16 protein-coding genes, 3 tRNA genes and 1 pseudogene are annotated in these 19,067 nt (G+C 44.1%); all 20 read left to right on the top strand.

The features are described 5' to 3' along the window. The first annotated feature begins 53 nt into the window (after positions 1-53). The 20 genes and pseudogenes from ACVRYP_RS05855 (at position 54) to purH (ending at position 19,055) form a co-directional block, all read left to right on the top strand. Positions 54-126 (top strand) — tRNA-Phe (locus ACVRYP_RS05855). A gap of 21 nt (positions 127-147) precedes the next feature. Then, positions 148-221 (top strand) — tRNA-Ile (locus tag ACVRYP_RS05850). Positions 222-238: 17 nt separating this feature from the next. Continuing rightward, positions 239-326 (top strand) — tRNA-Ser (locus tag ACVRYP_RS05845). A gap of 56 nt (positions 327-382) precedes the next feature. Then, positions 383-1,201 (top strand): rod shape-determining protein MreC, encoded by an 819-nt coding sequence (gene mreC, locus ACVRYP_RS05840; protein WP_447467808.1) that lies wholly within the window; start codon positions 383-385, stop codon positions 1,199-1,201. 593 nt (positions 1,202-1,794) lie between these two features. Further along, positions 1,795-3,057 carry a peptidoglycan hydrolase PcsB gene (gene pcsB / locus ACVRYP_RS05835; RefSeq protein ID WP_447467807.1) on the top strand — a complete coding sequence of 421 codons (1,263 nt, stop codon included), beginning with the start codon at positions 1,795-1,797 and terminating at the stop codon, positions 3,055-3,057. 241 nt (positions 3,058-3,298) lie between these two features. Beyond that, on the top strand, positions 3,299-4,258 hold the full coding sequence (locus tag ACVRYP_RS05830) for a ribose-phosphate diphosphokinase (RefSeq protein ID WP_447467806.1): 960 nt from the start codon (positions 3,299-3,301) through the stop codon (positions 4,256-4,258). Positions 4,259-4,392: 134 nt separating this feature from the next. Next, entirely contained in the window at positions 4,393-5,571 is a 1,179-nt protein-coding gene (locus ACVRYP_RS05825) for a pyridoxal phosphate-dependent aminotransferase (protein ID WP_447467805.1), read from the top strand. Next, on the top strand, positions 5,558-6,319 hold the full coding sequence (gene recO / locus ACVRYP_RS05820; protein WP_447467804.1) for a DNA repair protein RecO: 762 nt from the start codon (positions 5,558-5,560) through the stop codon (positions 6,317-6,319). Before ACVRYP_RS05825 ends, recO begins: the two co-directional genes overlap by 14 nt. A gap of 48 nt (positions 6,320-6,367) precedes the next feature. Beyond that, positions 6,368-7,366, top strand: coding sequence for a phosphate acyltransferase PlsX (gene plsX, locus ACVRYP_RS05815; protein WP_447467803.1), 999 nt, complete (start codon positions 6,368-6,370; stop codon positions 7,364-7,366). A gap of 3 nt (positions 7,367-7,369) precedes the next feature. After that, positions 7,370-7,612: a phosphopantetheine-binding protein gene (locus ACVRYP_RS05810; protein WP_447467802.1), complete on the top strand. Its 243-nt coding sequence runs from the start codon at positions 7,370-7,372 to the stop codon at positions 7,610-7,612. A 164-nt stretch (positions 7,613-7,776) separates the two neighbouring features. After that, positions 7,777-8,484 carry a phosphoribosylaminoimidazolesuccinocarboxamide synthase gene (purC, locus tag ACVRYP_RS05805; protein WP_447467801.1) on the top strand — a complete coding sequence of 236 codons (708 nt, stop codon included), beginning with the start codon at positions 7,777-7,779 and terminating at the stop codon, positions 8,482-8,484. Between the two features lie 77 nt (positions 8,485-8,561). Continuing rightward, the gene (locus tag ACVRYP_RS05800; RefSeq protein WP_447467800.1) at positions 8,562-12,281 is read left to right on the top strand and encodes a phosphoribosylformylglycinamidine synthase; all 3,720 of its coding nucleotides are present in this window, start codon (positions 8,562-8,564) and stop codon (positions 12,279-12,281) included. Positions 12,282-12,360: 79 nt separating this feature from the next. Beyond that, the gene (purF, locus tag ACVRYP_RS05795; protein ID WP_447467799.1) at positions 12,361-13,812 is read left to right on the top strand and encodes an amidophosphoribosyltransferase; all 1,452 of its coding nucleotides are present in this window, start codon (positions 12,361-12,363) and stop codon (positions 13,810-13,812) included. 41 nt (positions 13,813-13,853) lie between these two features. Then, a pseudogene (gene purM / locus ACVRYP_RS05790) lies at positions 13,854-14,879 on the top strand (phosphoribosylformylglycinamidine cyclo-ligase). Beyond that, positions 14,876-15,424, top strand: a complete 549-nt coding sequence (purN, locus tag ACVRYP_RS05785) for a phosphoribosylglycinamide formyltransferase (protein ID WP_447467798.1) — start codon at positions 14,876-14,878, stop codon at positions 15,422-15,424. Before purM ends, purN begins: the two are co-directional and overlap by 4 nt. Before the next feature lie 40 nt (positions 15,425-15,464). Beyond that, entirely contained in the window at positions 15,465-16,253 is a 789-nt protein-coding gene (locus tag ACVRYP_RS05780) for a GNAT family N-acetyltransferase (RefSeq protein ID WP_447467797.1), read from the top strand. Next, entirely contained in the window at positions 16,229-16,558 is a 330-nt protein-coding gene (locus ACVRYP_RS05775) for a hypothetical protein (protein ID WP_447467796.1), read from the top strand. Before ACVRYP_RS05780 ends, ACVRYP_RS05775 begins: the two co-directional genes overlap by 25 nt. Before the next feature lie 64 nt (positions 16,559-16,622). Further along, the gene (locus tag ACVRYP_RS05770) at positions 16,623-16,940 is read left to right on the top strand and encodes a MazG nucleotide pyrophosphohydrolase domain-containing protein (RefSeq protein ID WP_447467795.1); all 318 of its coding nucleotides are present in this window, start codon (positions 16,623-16,625) and stop codon (positions 16,938-16,940) included. After that, positions 16,937-17,497, top strand: a complete 561-nt coding sequence (locus ACVRYP_RS05765; RefSeq protein ID WP_447467794.1) for an LOG family protein — start codon at positions 16,937-16,939, stop codon at positions 17,495-17,497. The genes ACVRYP_RS05770 and ACVRYP_RS05765 overlap by 4 nt, the downstream gene beginning before the upstream one ends. Before the next feature lie 10 nt (positions 17,498-17,507). Then, positions 17,508-19,055 (top strand): bifunctional phosphoribosylaminoimidazolecarboxamide formyltransferase/IMP cyclohydrolase, encoded by a 1,548-nt coding sequence (gene purH / locus ACVRYP_RS05760; protein WP_447467793.1) that lies wholly within the window; start codon positions 17,508-17,510, stop codon positions 19,053-19,055. Positions 19,056-19,067: the final 12 nt, after the last annotated feature.

Here is a 19,067-nt window from a genome sequence, read left to right as displayed (position 1 = left end):
CGTCGGGCTCATAACCCGAAGGTCGTAGGTTCAAATCCTGCTCCCGCAATGTTGGCTCGGTAGCTCAGTTGGTAGAGCAATGGATTGAAGCTCCATGTGTCGGCGGTTCGATTCCGTCTCGCGCCATTTCTTATTTGGAATAATATTGGGCGCGTAGCTCAGATGGTTAGAGCGCACGCCTGATAAGCGTGAGGTCGATGGTTCGATTCCATTCGTGCCCATTCCTTTTTTATATATTGGAGAATTACTCAAGAGGCTGAAGAGGACGGTTTGCTAAATCGTTAGGTCGGGTAACTGGCGCGGGGGTTCGAATCCCCCATTCTCCGTTCTGACGAGATTATCTTCTGATATCTCGTTATTTTTTTACTCTGGGGGTTCTACTTTGAAGTTTAAATCAAAATATCTTATCTATTTATTTTTTTCCTTACTTGTTTTTCCATTCTTAGTGTTTATTATCTTTAACACTAGAGATTTAGTTGTAGATTTTTTCCGTCCAACTACTGGATTAGTTAATCGGTTTTTTTCTAAACCATTTCATTTTGTCTCAGATATAGTTACTGATAGCAGGGCTCTATTTTCAACTTTTGAAGAGAATAAGATTCTAAAGAAAGAATTATCTGATTATCAAACACTTGTTAGCGAAAATAATAGTTTAAAATCAGAGAATGTGTCCTTGCGTGAATCAATGGAATTATTTGAAAGATACCAGGAGAGGAAGTATATAACTGCTGAGGTCATCTCTAGACTTTCTTCAACGTGGACATCAGAACTCGTTCTTTCTAAAGGAAGGCAAGATGGTGTAACTGAGAATATGCTTGTGCTAGCCAATAATGGTGTAGTAGGGACAATCATTTCAATCGAAGATGACAGTTCTACTGTACAATTGCTATCTGATGATTTTTATGCTCCTTCTATTCCAGTAAAAATAGAGGGAGCTAATCCTACTTATGGTATTTTGTCTGATTATGATGCTAGAAATCATGTTTTTAGAATAACTCAATTAAATCAGACAAGTGGAGTAGAGGTTGGGCAAACAATTGTTACAAGCGATTTTTCAGAATCCTATCCGGCTAATATTTTTATTGGTACCGTATCAACTGTGATTGATGACAAGGATAAACTGGGGATTGAAGTTCTAGTTACACCGAGTGTAGATTTTTCTCGGATTTATAATGTTATTTTAGTAGGAAGGGATATATGAAGGGCCTAAAACGTATTTTTGTTTATTTACTCTCTTTTCTTTTTCTTTTTCTAGATGGGCATTTGGGGTTCTTTTTAGCTTCTTTTTTACCGATTCCCTATACTTTTTCCATTTATATCATGATCTTATGGTTAATCTTGTCAATGCGGACTTTTTCAATTCAGAAAATATTGTTATGGTCCACACTTTTTGGATTTTTATTTGATATTATGCACCTACAAACACTAGGCTGCACAATTTTTATCTTGCCGATTTTATTTCTTTTGTCAAGTTATTATCTAAGTGTACTTAAGTTTAATGTGCTATCATTTAGCCTGGTTTCAGTAGTTGTCATCTTTTTATTTGAAATATCGCTCCTAGGTTTTTCAGTTTTATTAGAGGGTTCTAGAAATTATTCTTGGTTTTGGATGATAACCCATTTCTTTCCAACCTTAATTGTGAATTATCTTCTTTCATTTGTAGTATATATGCTTCATTTAAGCTTCTTTAAGGAAGATAGATACTGAATTGTAAAGAAGGCGTAACATTTGTACGGGCTTTTTCTGTTATAATATAAATTGGACTTATTATATGAGGAGATTCTTTCCAGTATTATGAAAAAACAAATTCTGGCAACGGTGCTTTTAAGTACACTTGCTCTAACTCAATTGGCTCCCACATCATCAGTATTAGCACAGGATACAGATTCGAAAATTTCAGCCGTTGAGAATAAAATTTCAAGCTTAAATTCGCAACAAGCAGCAGCACAAGCTCAGGTTGATTCTATTCAGGCAAATGTAAATCAAATCAAGGACCAGCAATCTAAATTAGCAGCTGAAAATGAAAAACTTCAGGCCGAATCAGATGCTCTCTTTGAAGAAATTACAGTCCTTTCGGAAAATATCGTTGCCCGCAATGAAGTACTGTCTGCTCAAGCACGCTCTGCTCAGACCGAGGGGACAGCGATTAACTACATTGCAACTGTTCTTGATTCAAATTCTATTTCGGATGCTGTATCTCGTGTAACTGCGATGACAGAACTTGTATCAGCTAACAATGACTTGATTCGCCAGCAAGAAGCTGATAAAGCAGCCATTGAAGAAAAACAAAAAGCAAACCAAGAAGCTATCAATACGATTGCTGCTAACCAGCAACAATTGTCAGATGATGAGCAGGCATTGAAAACTCAACAGGCTGAATTGGAAGTTGCAAAATTGAATTTGGCTGCTGAATTGTCAACTGCTGAAAATGAAAAGCAATCATTGCTAGAACAAAAAGCAGCTGCCGAAGCTGCGGCTGCAAAGGCAGCTGCCGAGGAGGCCGCATATCGTGCTGCTCAAGAAGCTCAAGCAAAAGCTTTGGCTGCTTCTGCAACAACAGCGACTCCGACTGTACTTTCTAATGTAACGACGCAAACCAATTCAGGGGATACGTCAGGTGCCTCAGCAACAACTGTATCGGATTCAACCGTTGTAGCAGCTAATGATGTAGCAACTCCAGAACCATCTGCAACAACTACGAAAGTATCTTACTCTGCTTCAAACACTTATCCAGTTGGTCAATGTACTTGGGGAGCCAAGGCCCTAGCTCCTTGGGTTGGAAATTACTGGGGCAATGCTAATCAGTGGCCAGCTTCAGCACAAGCTGCTGGATACTCAGTTGGTTCTACACCGGTTGTTGGTGCAGTAGCAGTTTGGCCATATGATGGTGGTGGATACGGACACGTTGCTGTGGTAACAGCTGTTCAGTCTGCAACTAATATTCAAGTCTCTGAATCAAACTATGCAGGTAATATGTCAATCGGAAATTATCGTGGCTGGTTTAACCCGACTGCTGGTACATGGGGTGGCGGTACAGTCTTGTACATTTACCCATAAAAGAAATACTTTGCTAGATGTTAGTCATAACACAATGTCTTTTAAAGAGAGCGACTATCGTTCTCTTTTTTTGTGGGGATATAGGATTTTGCTGGATGGTCAACGAATGCTTTAGCTAGGACTAATATGCAAAATCAGTTATCCGAAATGTTCTATTTATCAAAATATTATTTGAAAAATGGTTCAAAAAGCGTTAAAATTATTTTAGTGGTAGTTACGTAAAATTTAAATGGAGGGCAATATGTCATACGTGAACTTAATGCTTTTTTCCTTATCTTCAAATCAGGAATTAGCGAAAAAAGTGGCAGATACGATGGGAATTTCATTAGGCAAATCGACAGTACGTCATTTTTCAGATGGAGAAATCCAAGTTAATATTGAAGAGTCTGTTCGAGGAATGGAAGTTTATATTCTTCAATCAACATCTTCTCCAGTCAATGATAATCTAATGGAAATTTTGATTATGGTAGATGCTCTCAAAAGAGCAAGCGCTGAATCTATTAACATTGTAATGCCTTACTATGGCTATGCTCGTCAAGATCGTAAAGCGCGTGCCCGAGAACCCATTACCTCTAAATTAGTGGCTAATATGTTAGAGATTGCTGGTGTTGATCGCCTACTCACAATTGATTTACATGCGTCACAAATTCAAGGGTTCTTTGATATTCCAGTTGATCATTTGTTAGGTGCTCCTCTGATTGCTGACTACTTTGAGCGTAGAGGGATGACTGGATCTGATTATGTGGTCGTCTCGCCTGACCACGGTGGTGTGACGCGAGCGCGTAAGTTAGCTGAGTTTTTAAAAACACCAATTGCTATTATTGATAAGCGTCGTAGTGTCGACAAGATGAATACCTCAGAGGTTATGAACATCATCGGTAAGGTGGATGGGAAAACTTGTATTTTGATTGATGATATGATTGATACAGCAGGGACGATTTGCCATGCAGCAGATGCCTTAGCTGCAGCTGGTGCAGTTGACGTTTATGCAAGCTGTACTCATCCGGTCTTATCGGGTCCTGCTATGGATAATATCCAAAAGTCTGCCATTAAGAAATTAATTGTTTTGGATACGATTTACACACCGGAAGATCGCCTTATTGATAAGATTGAGCAAATCTCGATTGCGGATTTATTGGCGGATGCCATTGTCCGTATTCACGAAAAACGTCCGTTATCGCCCTTATTTGAAGGGAAATAAGTTTGGGAAGGTTTGGCTGTGAGGTCAACCTTTCTTTCTTTTTCAGATCTGATTATCATGGTCGAGGAAGGAAACTTTTTCAAAATATTCAGATTTAAGGTATAATAAGGTATTACAGATTATGAGGTAAGGGTATGGATTTAACGAAACGCTTTAATAAAAATTTGGACAAAATTCAGGTATCGATGATTCGTCAATTTGATCAATCAATTTCAGACATTCCGGGAATTTTAAAACTGACTTTGGGGGAGCCAGATTTTACAACACCTGAGCATGTCAAGGAAGCGGCTAAGGCAGCGATTAATGCAAACCAGTCTTACTATACTGGGATGAGTGGGCTTTTGGAACTCCGTCAGGCTGCCGCAGAGTTTATGCATGAGAAATACCAACTTAGTTACAATCCAGAAAATGAAATCTTAGTGACGGTCGGCGCGACAGAAGCCTTATCTGCTAGTCTAGCGGCCATCATTGAGCCTGGAGATAGAGTTCTCCTACCCGCACCAGCCTATCCCGGTTATGAACCGATTGTTGACTTGTTAGGCGGCTCAGTGGTTGAAATTAATACGACATCAAACGGTTTTGTGTTAACACCTGAAATGTTGGAAGAAGCCATAGAGGCTCAAGGAGAAAAGCTCAAGGCTGTGATTTTGAATTACCCTGCTAATCCAACAGGGGTAACTTACTCAAGAGAACAGATTAGGGCTTTTGCTGAAGTTTTAAAAAAATATGAAATTTTTGTAATTGCAGATGAAGTTTATGCAGAATTAACATATACAGGAGCAGCGCATGTGTCTATTGCGGAATATCTGCCAGAACAAACAATCTTGGTATCGGGTCTTTCAAAGAGTCATGCCATGACGGGCTGGCGCATCGGTCTCATTTTTGCACCGGCTAACCTTACTGCTCAGTTGATTAAGAGCCACCAATATCTGGTCACAGCAGCAGCCACCATGGCTCAACACGGGGCTTTAGAAGCTCTTAAAAATGGCAAAGATGATGCTGTACCGATGCGGAAGGCTTATATGGCTCGTCGTGACTATATTATGGAAAAAATGGCTGCCTTAGGTTTTGAGATTATCCGACCAGATGGAGCTTTCTACATTTTTGCCAAGATTCCAGTTGGCTATAATCAAAATTCCTTTGAATTTTTGCAAAAATTTGCTCGTCAAGAGGCTGTGGCTTTCATTCCAGGAGCAGCTTTTGGCCAGTATGGCGAAGGCTATGTCCGCGTATCCTACGCGGCTAGTATGGATAAGATTAAGGAGGCCATGAAGCGCTTGGCACGCTTCATGGAGTCGGATGAATCGCGTTGAGACTAGAGGTCTAGTCCTCTATAATCGCCCTTACCGTGAGAATGATATGCTGGTCAAAATTTTCACTGAACTTGAGGGAAAGCGAATGTTTTTCGTTAAACATGCTAGGGATTCCAAGTTAACTCCAGTGATTCAACCCTTGACCCAGTCAGATTTCATTCTTAAATTGGGACAAGACGGGTTAGGTTTTATCGAGGATTATCGCGACAGCCAGACCTTTTCTGTTATCAATCAAGATATCTTTAAATTAGCCTATGCCACCTATCTCTTGGCTTTAGCAGATGCAGCCATTCATGACAATGTAGCTGATCCAAGTCTCTTTGCTTTTTTGGTCAGGACCCTGGAATTAATGGAAGAGGGATTGGATGAAGAAGTCCTAACCAATATTTTTGAAGTTCAGATCCTTAGTCGATTTGGGGTTAGCCTCAATTTTGAAGAGTGCGTAGTCTGCCATCGAGTCGGACAGCCCTTAGACTTTTCCTATCAATATGCAGGGTGTCTCTGCCCACAACATCAGGCTCAAGACCAGCACCGCGCTCAGCTTGATCCTAATGTCATTTATCTACTGAGTCGCTTTCAGGCGGTTAGTTTTGAAGAATTGAAAACCATATCTGTTCAACCTGAAATGAAGGCCAAGATTCGTCAGTTTTTGGATCAGCTTTACGAAGAGTATGTTGGCATACATCTTAAATCCAAGAAATTTATCAATGAAATGACGGATTGGAGACAGTTAATGCACCGAGATTAGCACAAATTATGGTAAAATAAGACTAATACAGAAATGAAGGAGTCAGATATGAAGAGAATTGCTGTTGACGCTATGGGTGGTGACCATGCGCCAAAGGCTATTGTAGAAGGTGTTAATCAAGCCCTAGCCAACTTTGATGACATTGAGGTCATCTTGTATGGAGATGAGGCTAAAATTCAGGAGCATTTAAAAACTTCTGAACGTGTTAGTATCATTCATACGGATGAAAAAATCAATTCTGATGATGAGCCTGCTAAGGCTATTCGTCAGAAAAAGCAAGCTTCAATGGTTTTGGCAGCTAAGGCAGTCAAGGATGGCGGTGCCGATGCAGTTTTATCTGCAGGAAATACAGGCGCTCTTTTAGCGGCTGGTCTCTTTGTGGTTGGTCGGATTAAAGGAATTGACCGTCCCGGCCTACTATCAACCTTACCTTCTATGGGGGGAGAAGGATTTGACATGCTTGATTTAGGTGCAAATGCAGAGAGCACACCGAAACACCTTCATCAGTATGCTGTACTTGGTTCCTTCTATGCTAAGAATGTCCGTGGTGTGATTAAGCCGCGTGTCGGTCTCTTAAACAATGGTACGGAGGCTAGTAAAGGGGATCCGCTTCGCAAAGAAGCGTATCAGCTTCTGTCAGAAGATTTAAGTCTTAACTTTATTGGCAATATTGAGGCGCGTGAGTTATTAAATGGTGTTGCCGATGTAGTTGTTACTGACGGCTTTACGGGCAATGCTGTCCTTAAAACCATCGAAGGAACAGCCCTCTCAATCATGGGGCAGTTAAAAACAGCAATTAATGCTGGGGGTTTACGGGCGAAACTTGGTGCTCTTCTCCTGAAGCCAAGTCTCAAGACCTTGAAAAAAAGCTTGGATTACTCTGATGCAGGAGGTGCGGTGCTCTTTGGACTGAAAGCACCGGTGGTTAAGGCTCATGGATCCAGCGATGCTAAAAGTATTGTCAGCACTATTCACCAGATTCGTACCATGCTAGAGACGGATGTGGTGGGTCAATCGGTTCAAGAATTTTCAAAAGTTGAGGAATAAAAGATGACAAGAGCAGATATTTTTGAGAAAGTTGTGACTATTGCCAAGGAGTATATGGAAGATGTCACTCCTTTAACTGAAAGTTATTCTGTTCAGAATGGTTTTGCAGATTCTGTCCAGGTAATGGAGTTTATTATCAGTCTTGAGGATGCTTTTGACATAGAAATTAGTGATGAAGTGGCAGACCAGTTTGAAAATTTAGGGGAGGTAGTTGATTTCATTCAAGCTCAAAAAGAACAGAACTAACTGTCTTTGTTTAAGCTAAAGAAAGCGATTAATAAGATTTAAAAACAAACGTTCGGAATACGAACGTTTGTTTTTGTTTTATGTTTGATAATTCATGATTTCTCTTGAACAAAGCATGATTCTGTGTTAAAATTATCTACAAATAAAGAAAGGCGAACGATTCCATGTCAAGACAATTGATTTATTCGGGGAAGGCCAAAGATTTATACAGCACACCAGACGAGAATGTGATTATTGCTCAGTATAAGGACCAGGCAACCATGTTAAATGGGGCACGTAAAGAAGTGGTTCAGGGGAAAGGGCGTCTCAATAATCAGATTTCGTCTCTTATTTTTAAGCAGTTAGAGACTGCTGGGATAAAAACTCATTTTATTGAGGAATTATCAGAAACCGAACAAAGTAATCTTAAGGTGGACATTATTCCTTTGGAGGTTGTCTTACGAAATTACACGGCAGGATCATTTTCCAAGCGATTTGGGATCAAGGAAGGTCAACTCTTACCTGAGCCGATTGTAGAATTTTACTATAAAAATGACGGCTTAGACGATCCCTTCATTAATGACGAACACGCTTTGTTTTTAAAGGTTGCTACTGCTGAGGAGTTGGTTTATCTAAAAGAAGAGGCTCGTCGCGTCAATGAGGTTCTCAAGGACTTGTTTGCTAAAGTTGGCTTAACCTTAATTGATTATAAGTTGGAATTTGGACGGACCCCGTCTGGTCAAATTATTTTGGCGGATGAGGTTTCTCCAGATACTTGCCGCCTCTGGGATGTTGAAGGGAATCATATGGATAAGGATGTCTTTCGTCGCAATCTTGGTTCGGTGACTGATGTTTATCAGGTTGTTTTGGACAAATTGAAGACTCTAGGATAAAGAAAGGAATGGCTATCGGTGAGTACGTCAAATAGGCTTACGTTTGACCGTGTTGCCACTGATGGGAGATCAAACTCATGAACAAACGGATTTTTGTTGAGAAAAAAGAAGCGTTTCGGATCAAGTCAGAGGCCTTGGTCAAAGAATTGCGTGAGAACCTACAGTTAACCACTTTAAAGACTTTACGCTTGGTCCAGGTCTATGATGTCTTTGGTCTAGAAGAGGATTTGGTTTCTGCTGCTGAAAAACATATCTTTTCAGAACAGGTGACAGATAAGGTTCTTACGGAAGAAGAAATTACTCTTTCAGATCATGCTTATTTTGCCATTGAGGCCTTGCCAGGTCAATTTGATCAACGGGCAGCATCAGCTCAAGAAGCCTTGTTATTATTAGGAGCTGACCAAAAGGTAACGGTTAGAGCAGCTCAGCTCTATCTCTTAAATAAAGATATTGAGCAGACGGAATTGAAGGCTATCAAAAAATACTTGCTTAATCCAGTAGACTCACGCTTTAAAGCCATTGAAAAGGGATTGCAGGAAGAGCAATTTAGTCAGTCTTCTGAGGATATTCCTGTTTTGGACTTTTTTGGTAGTTTTGGTGAGGCAGAGTTCGCTGACTACAAGGCCAAACATGGCTTGGCCATGGAAGTGGCCGATTTGCTCTTTATCAAAGACTATTTCCAGTCGATTGGGCGATTCCCAACAGAGACGGAATTAAAGGTGTTAGACACTTACTGGTCGGATCACTGCCGTCATACAACCTTTGAAACAGAGTTACGACAGATTGATTTTTCAGCCTCTAAATTTGAGGCGCAACTGCAGGCGACTTATGACAAGTACTTGGCCATGCGAGAGGAATTGGGAGGCAGTGAGAAACCTCAAACCCTCATGGATATGGCAACGATCTTTGGACGTTTCGAACGGGCTAATGGGCGTTTGGACGATATGGAAGTGTCGGATGAAATCAATGCCTGTTCGGTGGAGATTGAGGTCGACGTTGATGGCGTTAAAGAACCCTGGCTCCTCATGTTCAAGAACGAAACCCACAATCATCCGACGGAAATTGAGCCCTTTGGTGGGGCAGCAACCTGTATTGGTGGGGCCATTCGGGATCCCTTGTCAGGGCGTTCCTATGTTTATCAAGCCATGCGGATTTCCGGAGCGGGTGATATTACCCAGCCGATTTCAGAGGCGCGTGCAGGTAAATTGCCACAGCAGGTCATTTCCAAGACAGCCGCTCATGGCTATTCGTCTTATGGCAACCAAATCGGTCTGGCGACAACTTATGTCAAAGAATACTTCCACCCTGGCTTTGTCGCCAAACGCATGGAGTTAGGAGCCGTTGTCGGTGCTGCTCCAAAAGAAAATGTGGTTCGTGAACAGCCAGCAGCGGGGGATGTGGTCATTCTTCTAGGTGGTAAGACTGGCCGTGACGGTATTGGCGGGGCAACGGGATCGTCTAAGGTCCAGACGGCTGAATCGGTTGAGACAGCTGGGGCAGAGGTCCAAAAAGGGAATGCCATTGAAGAGCGGAAGATTCAACGTCTCTTCAGAGATGGTGAGGTGACCCGTCTGATCAAGAAATCTAATGACTTTGGTGCAGGTGGGGTCTGCGTGGCCATCGGTGAGTTGGCTGACGGGTTGACCATTGACTTGGACAAGGTGCCTCTCAAATACCAAGGCTTAAATGGAACAGAAATTGCTATTTCAGAAAGCCAGGAACGGATGGCCGTTGTAGTCCGTCCGCAAGATACGGCAGCCTTTATTGCAGCAGCAGCCAAGGAAAATATCCAAGCGGTTGAAGTGGCAACCGTTACGGAAGACCCTCGTTTGGTCATGACCTGGAAAGGTCGGACGATCGTTGATATTGAACGGGCCTTTTTGGACACCAACGGCGTGCGCGTGGTCGTAGATGCCAAGGTGGTGGACCATGAGGGTGAGATTCCTGAGGCACGCGTGACTACGGCAGAAACCCTTGAAGCAGATACACTCGCTGTCCTTTCAGATCTCAACCACACCAGCCAAAAAGGCTTGCAGACCATCTTTGATTCCTCTGTCGGTCGCTCTACCGTCAATCACCCATTGGGTGGGCGTTACCAAGTGACCCCAACAGAAGCATCTGTTCAAAAATTACCTGTTCAGCACGGAACAACGCAAACAGCGTCAGCCATTGCCCAAGGCTACCATCCCTATTTGGCGGAATGGTCTCCCTATCACGGGGCTGCTTATGCTGTGATTGAAGCGACGAGCCGTTTGGTAGCCGCAGGGAGTCAGTGGAAACAAGCCCGTTTTTCTTACCAAGAATACTTCCAACGCATGGACAAGCAGGCAGAGCGTTTTGGTCAGCCTGTGGCGGCCTTGTTGGGCTCTGTTGAAGCCCAAATCCAGTTGGGCTTGCCATCTATTGGTGGGAAGGACTCCATGTCAGGGACCTTTGAAGAGTTAACAGTTCCACCAACGCTTGTGGCTTTTGGGGTGACCACAGCATCTGTTGACAAGGTGCTCTCGCCAGAATTTAAAGCCGCAGGCGAAACTATTTACTACATCCCAGGCTATGCCCTATCAGAAGACATTGCTTTTGACGGCATCAAAGCCAACTTTGACCAATTCACCGCTATTCAGGACAAGTACACGGTGACATCTGCTTCTGCTGTGAAATATGGTGGGGTTCTAGAAAGCCTTGCCTTAGCCACATTTGGAAATCGCATCGGGGCTGAGGTGTCGCTTGCAGACCTGTCGTCTAGTTTGACGGGGCAGTTGGGTGGCTTTGTCTTCACGTCTCCAGATGCTATTAACGGCCTTGCAAGTATCGGTCAAACAGTCGCGGAATTTACCCTATCTGTTAACGGTGTGAGCCTTTCTGGTGACAAGCTCTTGTCTGCCTACGAAGGGACGTTAGAAACGGTTTATCCGACGACCTTTGACCAGGAAACAACTCTGGCTTCTGTTCCTGAAGTGGTGACGGATGTGGTGAAGACCGCTAAAGAAACTGTCGTTCAACCGCTCGTTTATATTCCGGTCTTTCCTGGAACCAACTCTGAGTACGATTCTGCTAAAGCTTTTGAACAAGCTGGCGCTCGAGTAGACTTGCTACCGTTTCGAACCTTGGATCCAGATGCTATTCAACAGTCGATTGAAGAAATGGTCGCCAAAATCGGTGAGAGTCAGATCCTCTTCTTTGCAGGTGGCTTCTCTGCGGCAGATGAGCCAGATGGTTCTGCCAAATTTATCGTTAACATTCTGCTGAATGAGCAAGTGCGTAGGGCTATTGATGCCTTCATTGCCCGTGGTGGCCTCATCATTGGTATCTGTAATGGCTTCCAGGCCCTAGTCAAATCTGGCCTCTTGCCGTATGGTAACTTTGAGACAGCTTCTGAAACCAGTCCAACCCTCTTTTACAATGATGCCAACCAGCACGTTGCCAAGATGGTTGAGACCCGGATTGCCAATACCAATTCACCGTGGTTAGCAGGTGTCACGGTAGGCGATGTGCATACTATTCCAGTTTCCCACGGAGAAGGGAAATTTGTGGTCACGGCAGACGAATTTGCAGAGTTGCGTGACCATGGTCAAATTTGGAGTCAGTATGTCGACTTTGAAGGAAATCCAAGCATGGATAGTCGTTACAATCCAAATGGTTCCTTCTATGCTATTGAAGGAATTAGCAGCCGAAACGGTCAAATCATCGGGAAAATGGGTCACAGCGAACGCTGGGAAGAGGGGCTCTTCCAAAATGTCCCTGGTTTAAAAGACCAAGGTTTGTTTGACAGTGCGGTCCGCTATTTTACAGGGAAATAAAGAGGGATTAAGGTGGGCCAGATGGTGTCCTCCTTTTCCCCATCTGATAAGGAAGTTATCAAAACTAAAGGTAATAACAATGTACGACGTAAAATCGCTAAATGAAGAGTGTGGTGTCTTTGGCGTTTGGGGCCATCCCCAGGCTGCTCAACTGGCCTATTTTGGGCTCCATAGCCTGCAACACCGAGGCCAAGAAGGAGCTGGTATCGTCTCTAACGACCATGGAACACTCAAAGGGCACCGTGACAAAGGCTTGCTTTCTGAGGTGTTCAAGCACCCCAAAGACTTGGAAAAATTAACCGGTCATGCAGCAATCGGTCATGTTCGGTATGCTACTGCTGGCACAGCAGATATCCGCAACATTCAACCTTTTCTGTATAAATTTAACGACGGAGAGTTTGGTCTTTGCCACAACGGGAATTTGACCAATGCGACCTCTTTGCGTAATGAGTTGGAAAAACAAGGAGCGATTTTTAACGCTTCGTCAGATACTGAAATTCTGATGCATTTGATTCGCCGGAGCCACAATCCGAGTTTCATGGGCAAGGTCAAGGAAGCTCTCTCAACGGTCAAAGGTGGCTTTGCCTATCTCTTGATGGTGGAAGACAAATTGATTGCTGCTCTTGATCCCAATGGTTTCCGACCCCTGTCACTTGGGAAGATGAAGAATGGTGCCATCGTAGTAGCTTCTGAAACCTGTGCCTTTGAGGTGATTGGTGCGGAGTGGATACGAGACATTCGCCCTGGAGAAGTCCTTATCATCGATGATGCGGGGATTCAGGAAGACAGCTATACGACCGATACCCAGTTGGCCATCTGTTCCATGGAATATGTCTATTTTGCCCGTCCGGATTCGACCATTGCTGGGGTCAATGTCCATACGGCTCGGAAGAATATGGGGAAAAAGCTGGCGCAGGAATTTCAACATGAGGCCGATATTGTGGTCGGTGTGCCAAATTCCTCTCTTAGCGCAGCCATGGGCTTTGCCGAAGAATCTGCCCTGCCAAATGAAATGGGTCTGGTTAAAAACCAATATACCCAACGGACCTTTATTCAGCCAACCCAAGAATTGCGAGAGCAAGGGGTTCGTATGAAGTTGTCTGCCGTATCAGGTGTTGTGAAGGGCAAGCGTGTGGTCATGATTGATGACTCGATTGTCCGTGGGACAACTTCACGTCGGATTGTTCAGTTGCTTCGCGAAGCGGGTGCGGCTGAGGTCCATGTGGCGATTGGGAGCCCAGAGCTCAAGTACCCTTGCTTCTATGGGATTGATATTCAAACCCGTCGCGAGCTGATTTCGGCCAACCATAGCGTGGAGGAAGTCTGCGAGATTATTGGAGCGGACAGCCTGACCTACCTGTCCTTGGATGGGATGATTGAGGCCATCGGCTTAGAAACAGATGCACCAAATGGAGGCTTGTGTGTCGCTTATTTTGATGGCAACTACCCAACTCCACTCTATGATTACGAAGAAGAATACCTCCGCAGTTTAAATGAAAAAACCAGTTTTTACATTCAAAATGTCAAATAATCGTATCTCTATCTTGTGGTGTTTCAAAGAAAGGAATCCTTATGTCTGAAAAGAAAAATGCCTATGCCCAATCGGGTGTGGATGTTGAAGCGGGTTATGAAGTCGTTGAACGGATTAAAAAACACGTTGCCCGCACGTAACGTTTGGGTGTCATGGGGGCACTCGGTGGCTTTGGTGGCATGTTTGATTTGACCCAGCTGGATGTCAAAGAGCCTGTCCTTGTTTCAGGGACGGATGGTGTCGGCACCAAGCTCATGTTGGCGATTCAGTATGACAAACACGACACCATCGGCCAGGATTGCGTGGCCATGTGTGTCAATGACATCATCGCTGCAGGTGCTGAGCCCCTTTACTTCCTCGATTACATCGCCACCGGAAAAAATGAACCGGCCAAGCTCGAGCAAGTCGTCGCTGGCGTGGCAGAAGGCTGTGTGCAGGCAGGCTGTGGCCTCATCGGCGGTGAAACAGCTGAGATGCCGGGCATGTACGGTGAAGATGATTACGATTTGGCAGGATTTGCGGTCGGCATCGCTGAAAAATCCCAACTCATCGATGGCAGCAAGGTTGCAGAAGGCGATGTCTTGCTCGGTCTCGCTTCCAGCGGTATCCACTCCAACGGCTATTCTTTGGTCCGTAAGGTCTTTGCGGACATGGACGGTGATGCTCTCTTGCCAGAACTCAAAGGCAGAGCCCTCAAAGACGTTCTCTTGGAGCCAACCCGTATCTATGTCAAGCAGGTCCTACCGCTCGTAAAAGCAGGGCTGATCAACGGGATTGCCCATATCACAGGTGGTGGTTTCATCGAAAATATTCCGCGCATGTTTGGTGAGGAGTTGGCTGCTGAAATAGATGAAAAACAGATTCCAGTTTTACCAATCTTCAAAGCCCTTGAAACATACGGCAAGATCAAGCACGAAGAAATGTTTGAAATCTTCAACATGGGGATCGGTTTGGTCTTGGCAGTTCATCCAGATAAGGTCGCAGCTGTTAAAGATTTAGTAGATGAAGAGGTGTATGAAATCGGCCGAATTCTTACAAAAGAAGAGGCTAGTGTGGTGATTCGATGACCAAGCTTGCTGTTTTTGCTAGTGGATCTGGCTCGAATTTTCAAGTCATCGCTGAACAATTTCCAGTGGAATTTCTCTTCTCAGATAAGCCTGAGGCCTATGTGCTCGAGCGTGCCAAGAAGCTGGGTGTGACGCATTATAGCTTTGCGCTCAAGGAGTTTGCCAATAAAGAGGCTTATGAAGAAGCCCTGGTTCAACTGCTGGACCAGCACCAGATTGATTTGGTCATTTTGGCGGGCTATATGAAGATTATCGGTCCAACCTTGCTAGTTGCCTATGAAGGGAAAATCATCAACATTCATCCGGCTTATTTGCCTGAATTTCCGGGTGCCCATGGCATTGAAGACGCCTGGAAGGCAGGGGTCAAAGAATCCGGTGTTACCGTTCATTGGGTGGATTCCGGTGTGGATACGGGCCAAATCATCAAGCAGGTTCGTGTCCCACGCCTTCCTGAGGACACCATTGAAACTTTTGAAGCTAGAATCCATGGAGCGGAGTATGAGCTGTATTCGGAGGTGATTTCGGTCTTGTCGAAGGGGTTTTAATATAAGATTTTATGATAAAATGGTTACTAAAGGAGTTCGTATGTTTATACATGATGATAAGGTAGCTGTTTTATTTGAAGGGTGGGAAGAAACCATGATTTGGTCTTGTTTGCAGGGGCTCATGGGGGAGGTTTTAGTAGATAATCCTGAAAATCCTACATCTGCCCTAGCAAAAATAGGAAACCGAGGAGCTTTTGGATTTTTAGCTGGTCAACCCAATCGACAATTGCTAGATAAATGTACCGGTGATGATATTATCTTGGTTCCTCAGCACCAAGGTTGGCGAGATTTAATCGAGAACTCATATGGGAAACACGCTCGTGCTTTTACACGCTATGCAACTAAGAAAGATACTATTTTTTCGCCACAAAAGTTGGAACAATACGGTAAAATTTCTTTACAAGGGGTATCGATTTTGCCAATCGATAAACAACAGTACGAAAAGTGTTTAGTACAAGATTGGGTTGCTGATTTGGTTGCCAATTATGATAGTTTTAATCACTATGAGCGAATGGGAATGGGATTTGTTGCTGTCAAAGAGAATGAAATCATTGCAGGAGCGTCGTCTTATTCGACCTATGAGGGTGGAATTGAACTTGAGATTGATACGCATTCTGATTTTAGGCGAAAGGGGTTGGCAAAGGCTGTCGCTGCTAAGTTGATATTGGCTTGTTTAGACAGGAGCCTCTATCCTAGCTGGGATGCTCATACGAAAATATCGTTAGATTTAGCAGAAAAACTGGGTTATGAATTTTCCCATGAATACATCGCCTATGAAATTAATTGGGAAGGGGTAAATAGTGAATGTCTATCGAGCAAGATTATTTAGCTTTAAAAGAAAAGTTAAAAAGTTATCCAAGTCAATTGGAAGATAGCAGGGACTGGTTGTTTGTGTTGGCTAATACCATGAGGGCCATGATTGATAATAGTGATAAAGCATCTCTTGGAGAATTGGCAGCCATGTTAGCAAGGAGTAAAAGTCAGGAATTGAAGCTGTCTTTTGACTTTTGCCAAGGTCGGTTTGGACGGGATGGTTTTTCCTTTCGAAAACACCCTCGGTATACTTATCTATCCAGTTTGGTTGCGACATATCCTGAGTTTGTTTTAACCCAAGAAGAAAAAACTATCTTTTGACAGCTGCTGATTTTGAACATTATCTGCTGTATGAGGCGGATTAGGTAAAAAATAGGAGGCAACATTGGACTTAAAAGACTATCAAGACTGGCTCAGTCGTTTCTACAAAGAACGGAGTTGGTATGAATACAATCCTTTTATCCGCTGTAATTTTCTAACAGAGGAAGTAGGAGAGTTGGCGCAGGCTGTTCGTAAAAAAGAAATTGGCCGTGACCGACCAGATGAAGAGGAAACTGCTGATCAAGATAATTTGGAAGACATCAAGGAAGAGCTAGGTGATGTATTAGATAATGTCTTTATTTTGGCAGACAAGTACCAGATTTCTTTAGAAGACATCATGAAATCCCATAAAGAAAAGTTAGAAAAGAGATTTGAGAAATGAACATAACCGTTTATTGTGGCGCGAGCAATGGAACAACTCCTATTTATCAGAAGAAGACCGTTGAGCTTGGTAACTGGATTGCTGATAATCAGCATCAATTGGTTTACGGTGGAGGTAAGGTTGGACTGATGAAACTGATTGCTGATACTGTTTTGAAGAATTGTGGACAAGTTACGGGGGTCATGCCTGCCTTTCTCAAAGACCGAGAAATTGCTCATCCGAACCTCACAGAACTCATTGTCGTTCCCGATATGCCGACCCGCAAGGCAAAAATGATTGCGATGGGTGATGCTTTTATCGCCCTACCTGGTGGGCCAGGGACCCTAGAAGAAATCACCGAGGTCATTTCATGGTCGCGGATTGGCCAAAATGATGGACCTTGTATTTTGTACAATATTGCAGGTTACTTCAATCCTCTAAAGAAAATGTATGACCACATGGTAGCGGAAGGTTTCCTCAGTCAGACAGACCGAGACAAAATCCTCTTTTCGGATAAAATAGAGGAGATTGAAGCCTTTATCCAGACCTATCAGGCACCAAACATTAGACAATATTAAAGGAGAAATCATGACAAAACGCGCACTGATCAGTGTATCGGACAAGGCAGGGATTGTTGAACTTGCCCAAGAATTGACACAGCTTGGTTGGGAGATTCTCTCAACAGGTGGGACCAAGACTGCCCTGGACAATGCAGGTGTGGCAACCATCGCCATCGACGATGTGACCGGTTTTCCAGAGATGATGGATGGCCGTGTTAAGACCCTTCATCCTAAAATCCACGGTGGCCTCTTGGCGCGTCGTGATTTGGACAGTCACTTGCAGGCTGCTAAGGATAACAAGATTGAGCTCATTGACCTCGTGGTGGTCAACCTCTATCCTTTCAAGGAGACCATCCTGCGCCCAGATGTAACCTATGATTTGGCAGTGGAAAACATCGACATCGGTGGACCGTCTATGCTTCGTTCAGCAGCGAAAAATCATGCCAGCGTGACTGTTGTTGTGGATCCGGCAGACTATGCGGTGGTACTGGATGAACTCAAGGCTGATGGCGAAACCACCTATGCGACCCGTCAACGTCTGGCAGCCAAGGTCTTCCGCCATACCGCAGCCTATGACGCCTTGATTGCTGCTTACTTTACAGAGCAGGTCGGTGAAACGAAACCAGAAAAATTGACCTTGACCTACGACTTGAATCAGTCTATGCGTTACGGTGAAAATCCACAGCAGGATGCGGATTTCTACCAAAAAGCCATTCCAACGGACTATTCAATTGCGTCTGCTAAGCAGTTGAACGGTAAGGAATTGTCTTTCAACAATATCCGTGATGCAAATGCGGCGATTCGCATTATCCGTGACTTCAAGGACCGTCCGACAGTGGTGGCCCTCAAGCACATGAACCCATGCGGGATCGGCCAAGCGGACACTATTGAGCAAGCTTGGGACTATGCCTATGAAGCAGATTCGGTTTCCATTTTCGGTGGGATTGTCGTCTTAAACCGAGAAGTAGATGCCGCGACGGCTGAAAAGATGCACCCGATTTTCCTTGAAATCATCATTGCCCCCTCTTATTCAGAAGAAGCGCTAGCCATTTTGACCAACAAAAAGAAAAACTTGCGCATCCTTGAGTTGCCATTTGATGCGCAAGACGCCAGCGAGAAAGAAGCCGAGTATACGGGTGTTATCGGTGGGATGCTGGTGCAAAACCAAGATGTGGTTAAAGAAGCCCCAGCGGACTGGCAAGTGGTAACAGAGCGCCAGCCTGATGAACAAGAACGCGTTGCCCTGGAGTTTGCTTGGAAAGCTATCAAGTACGTCAAGTCAAACGGTATCTTGATTTCCAATGACCACCAAACCCTTGGTGTTGGGCCTGGTCAGACCAACCGTGTCGCTTCTGTCCGTATCGCCGTCGAGCAAGCCAAAGACCGTCTAGATGGTGCCGTTCTGGCATCAGATGCTTTCTTTCCCTTTGCGGACAACATTGAAGAAATCGCAGCAACAGGCATCAAGGCCATTATCCAGCCTGGTGGCTCTGTCCGTGACCAAGACTCGATTGATGCGGCCAACAAGCACGGTATCACCATGATTTTCACTGGTGTGAGACATTTCCGTCATTAATAATATTTCAAG

The sequence above is a fragment of the Streptococcus rifensis genome (genome assembly GCF_053203525.1).
The sequence above is the reverse complement of the archived record's forward strand: the minus strand, read 5'-3'. Positions and strand labels throughout refer to the sequence as shown.

Coding starts and splice junctions, on each gene's coding strand:
- pcsB (WP_447467807.1), top strand. CDS start 1,795: ATGAAAAAACAAATTCTGGCAACGGTGCTTTTAAGTACACTTGCTCTA.
- ACVRYP_RS05830 (WP_447467806.1), top strand. CDS start 3,299: ATGTCATACGTGAACTTAATGCTTTTTTCCTTATCTTCAAATCAGGAA.
- ACVRYP_RS05825 (WP_447467805.1), top strand. CDS start 4,393: ATGGATTTAACGAAACGCTTTAATAAAAATTTGGACAAAATTCAGGTA.
- recO (WP_447467804.1), top strand. CDS start 5,558: ATGAATCGCGTTGAGACTAGAGGTCTAGTCCTCTATAATCGCCCTTAC.
- plsX (WP_447467803.1), top strand. CDS start 6,368: ATGAAGAGAATTGCTGTTGACGCTATGGGTGGTGACCATGCGCCAAAG.
- ACVRYP_RS05810 (WP_447467802.1), top strand. CDS start 7,370: ATGACAAGAGCAGATATTTTTGAGAAAGTTGTGACTATTGCCAAGGAG.
- purC (WP_447467801.1), top strand. CDS start 7,777: ATGTCAAGACAATTGATTTATTCGGGGAAGGCCAAAGATTTATACAGC.
- ACVRYP_RS05800 (WP_447467800.1), top strand. CDS start 8,562: ATGAACAAACGGATTTTTGTTGAGAAAAAAGAAGCGTTTCGGATCAAG.
- purF (WP_447467799.1), top strand. CDS start 12,361: ATGTACGACGTAAAATCGCTAAATGAAGAGTGTGGTGTCTTTGGCGTT.
- purN (WP_447467798.1), top strand. CDS start 14,876: ATGACCAAGCTTGCTGTTTTTGCTAGTGGATCTGGCTCGAATTTTCAA.
- ACVRYP_RS05780 (WP_447467797.1), top strand. CDS start 15,465: ATGTTTATACATGATGATAAGGTAGCTGTTTTATTTGAAGGGTGGGAA.
- ACVRYP_RS05775 (WP_447467796.1), top strand. CDS start 16,229: ATGTCTATCGAGCAAGATTATTTAGCTTTAAAAGAAAAGTTAAAAAGT.
- ACVRYP_RS05765 (WP_447467794.1), top strand. CDS start 16,937: ATGAACATAACCGTTTATTGTGGCGCGAGCAATGGAACAACTCCTATT.
- purH (WP_447467793.1), top strand. CDS start 17,508: ATGACAAAACGCGCACTGATCAGTGTATCGGACAAGGCAGGGATTGTT.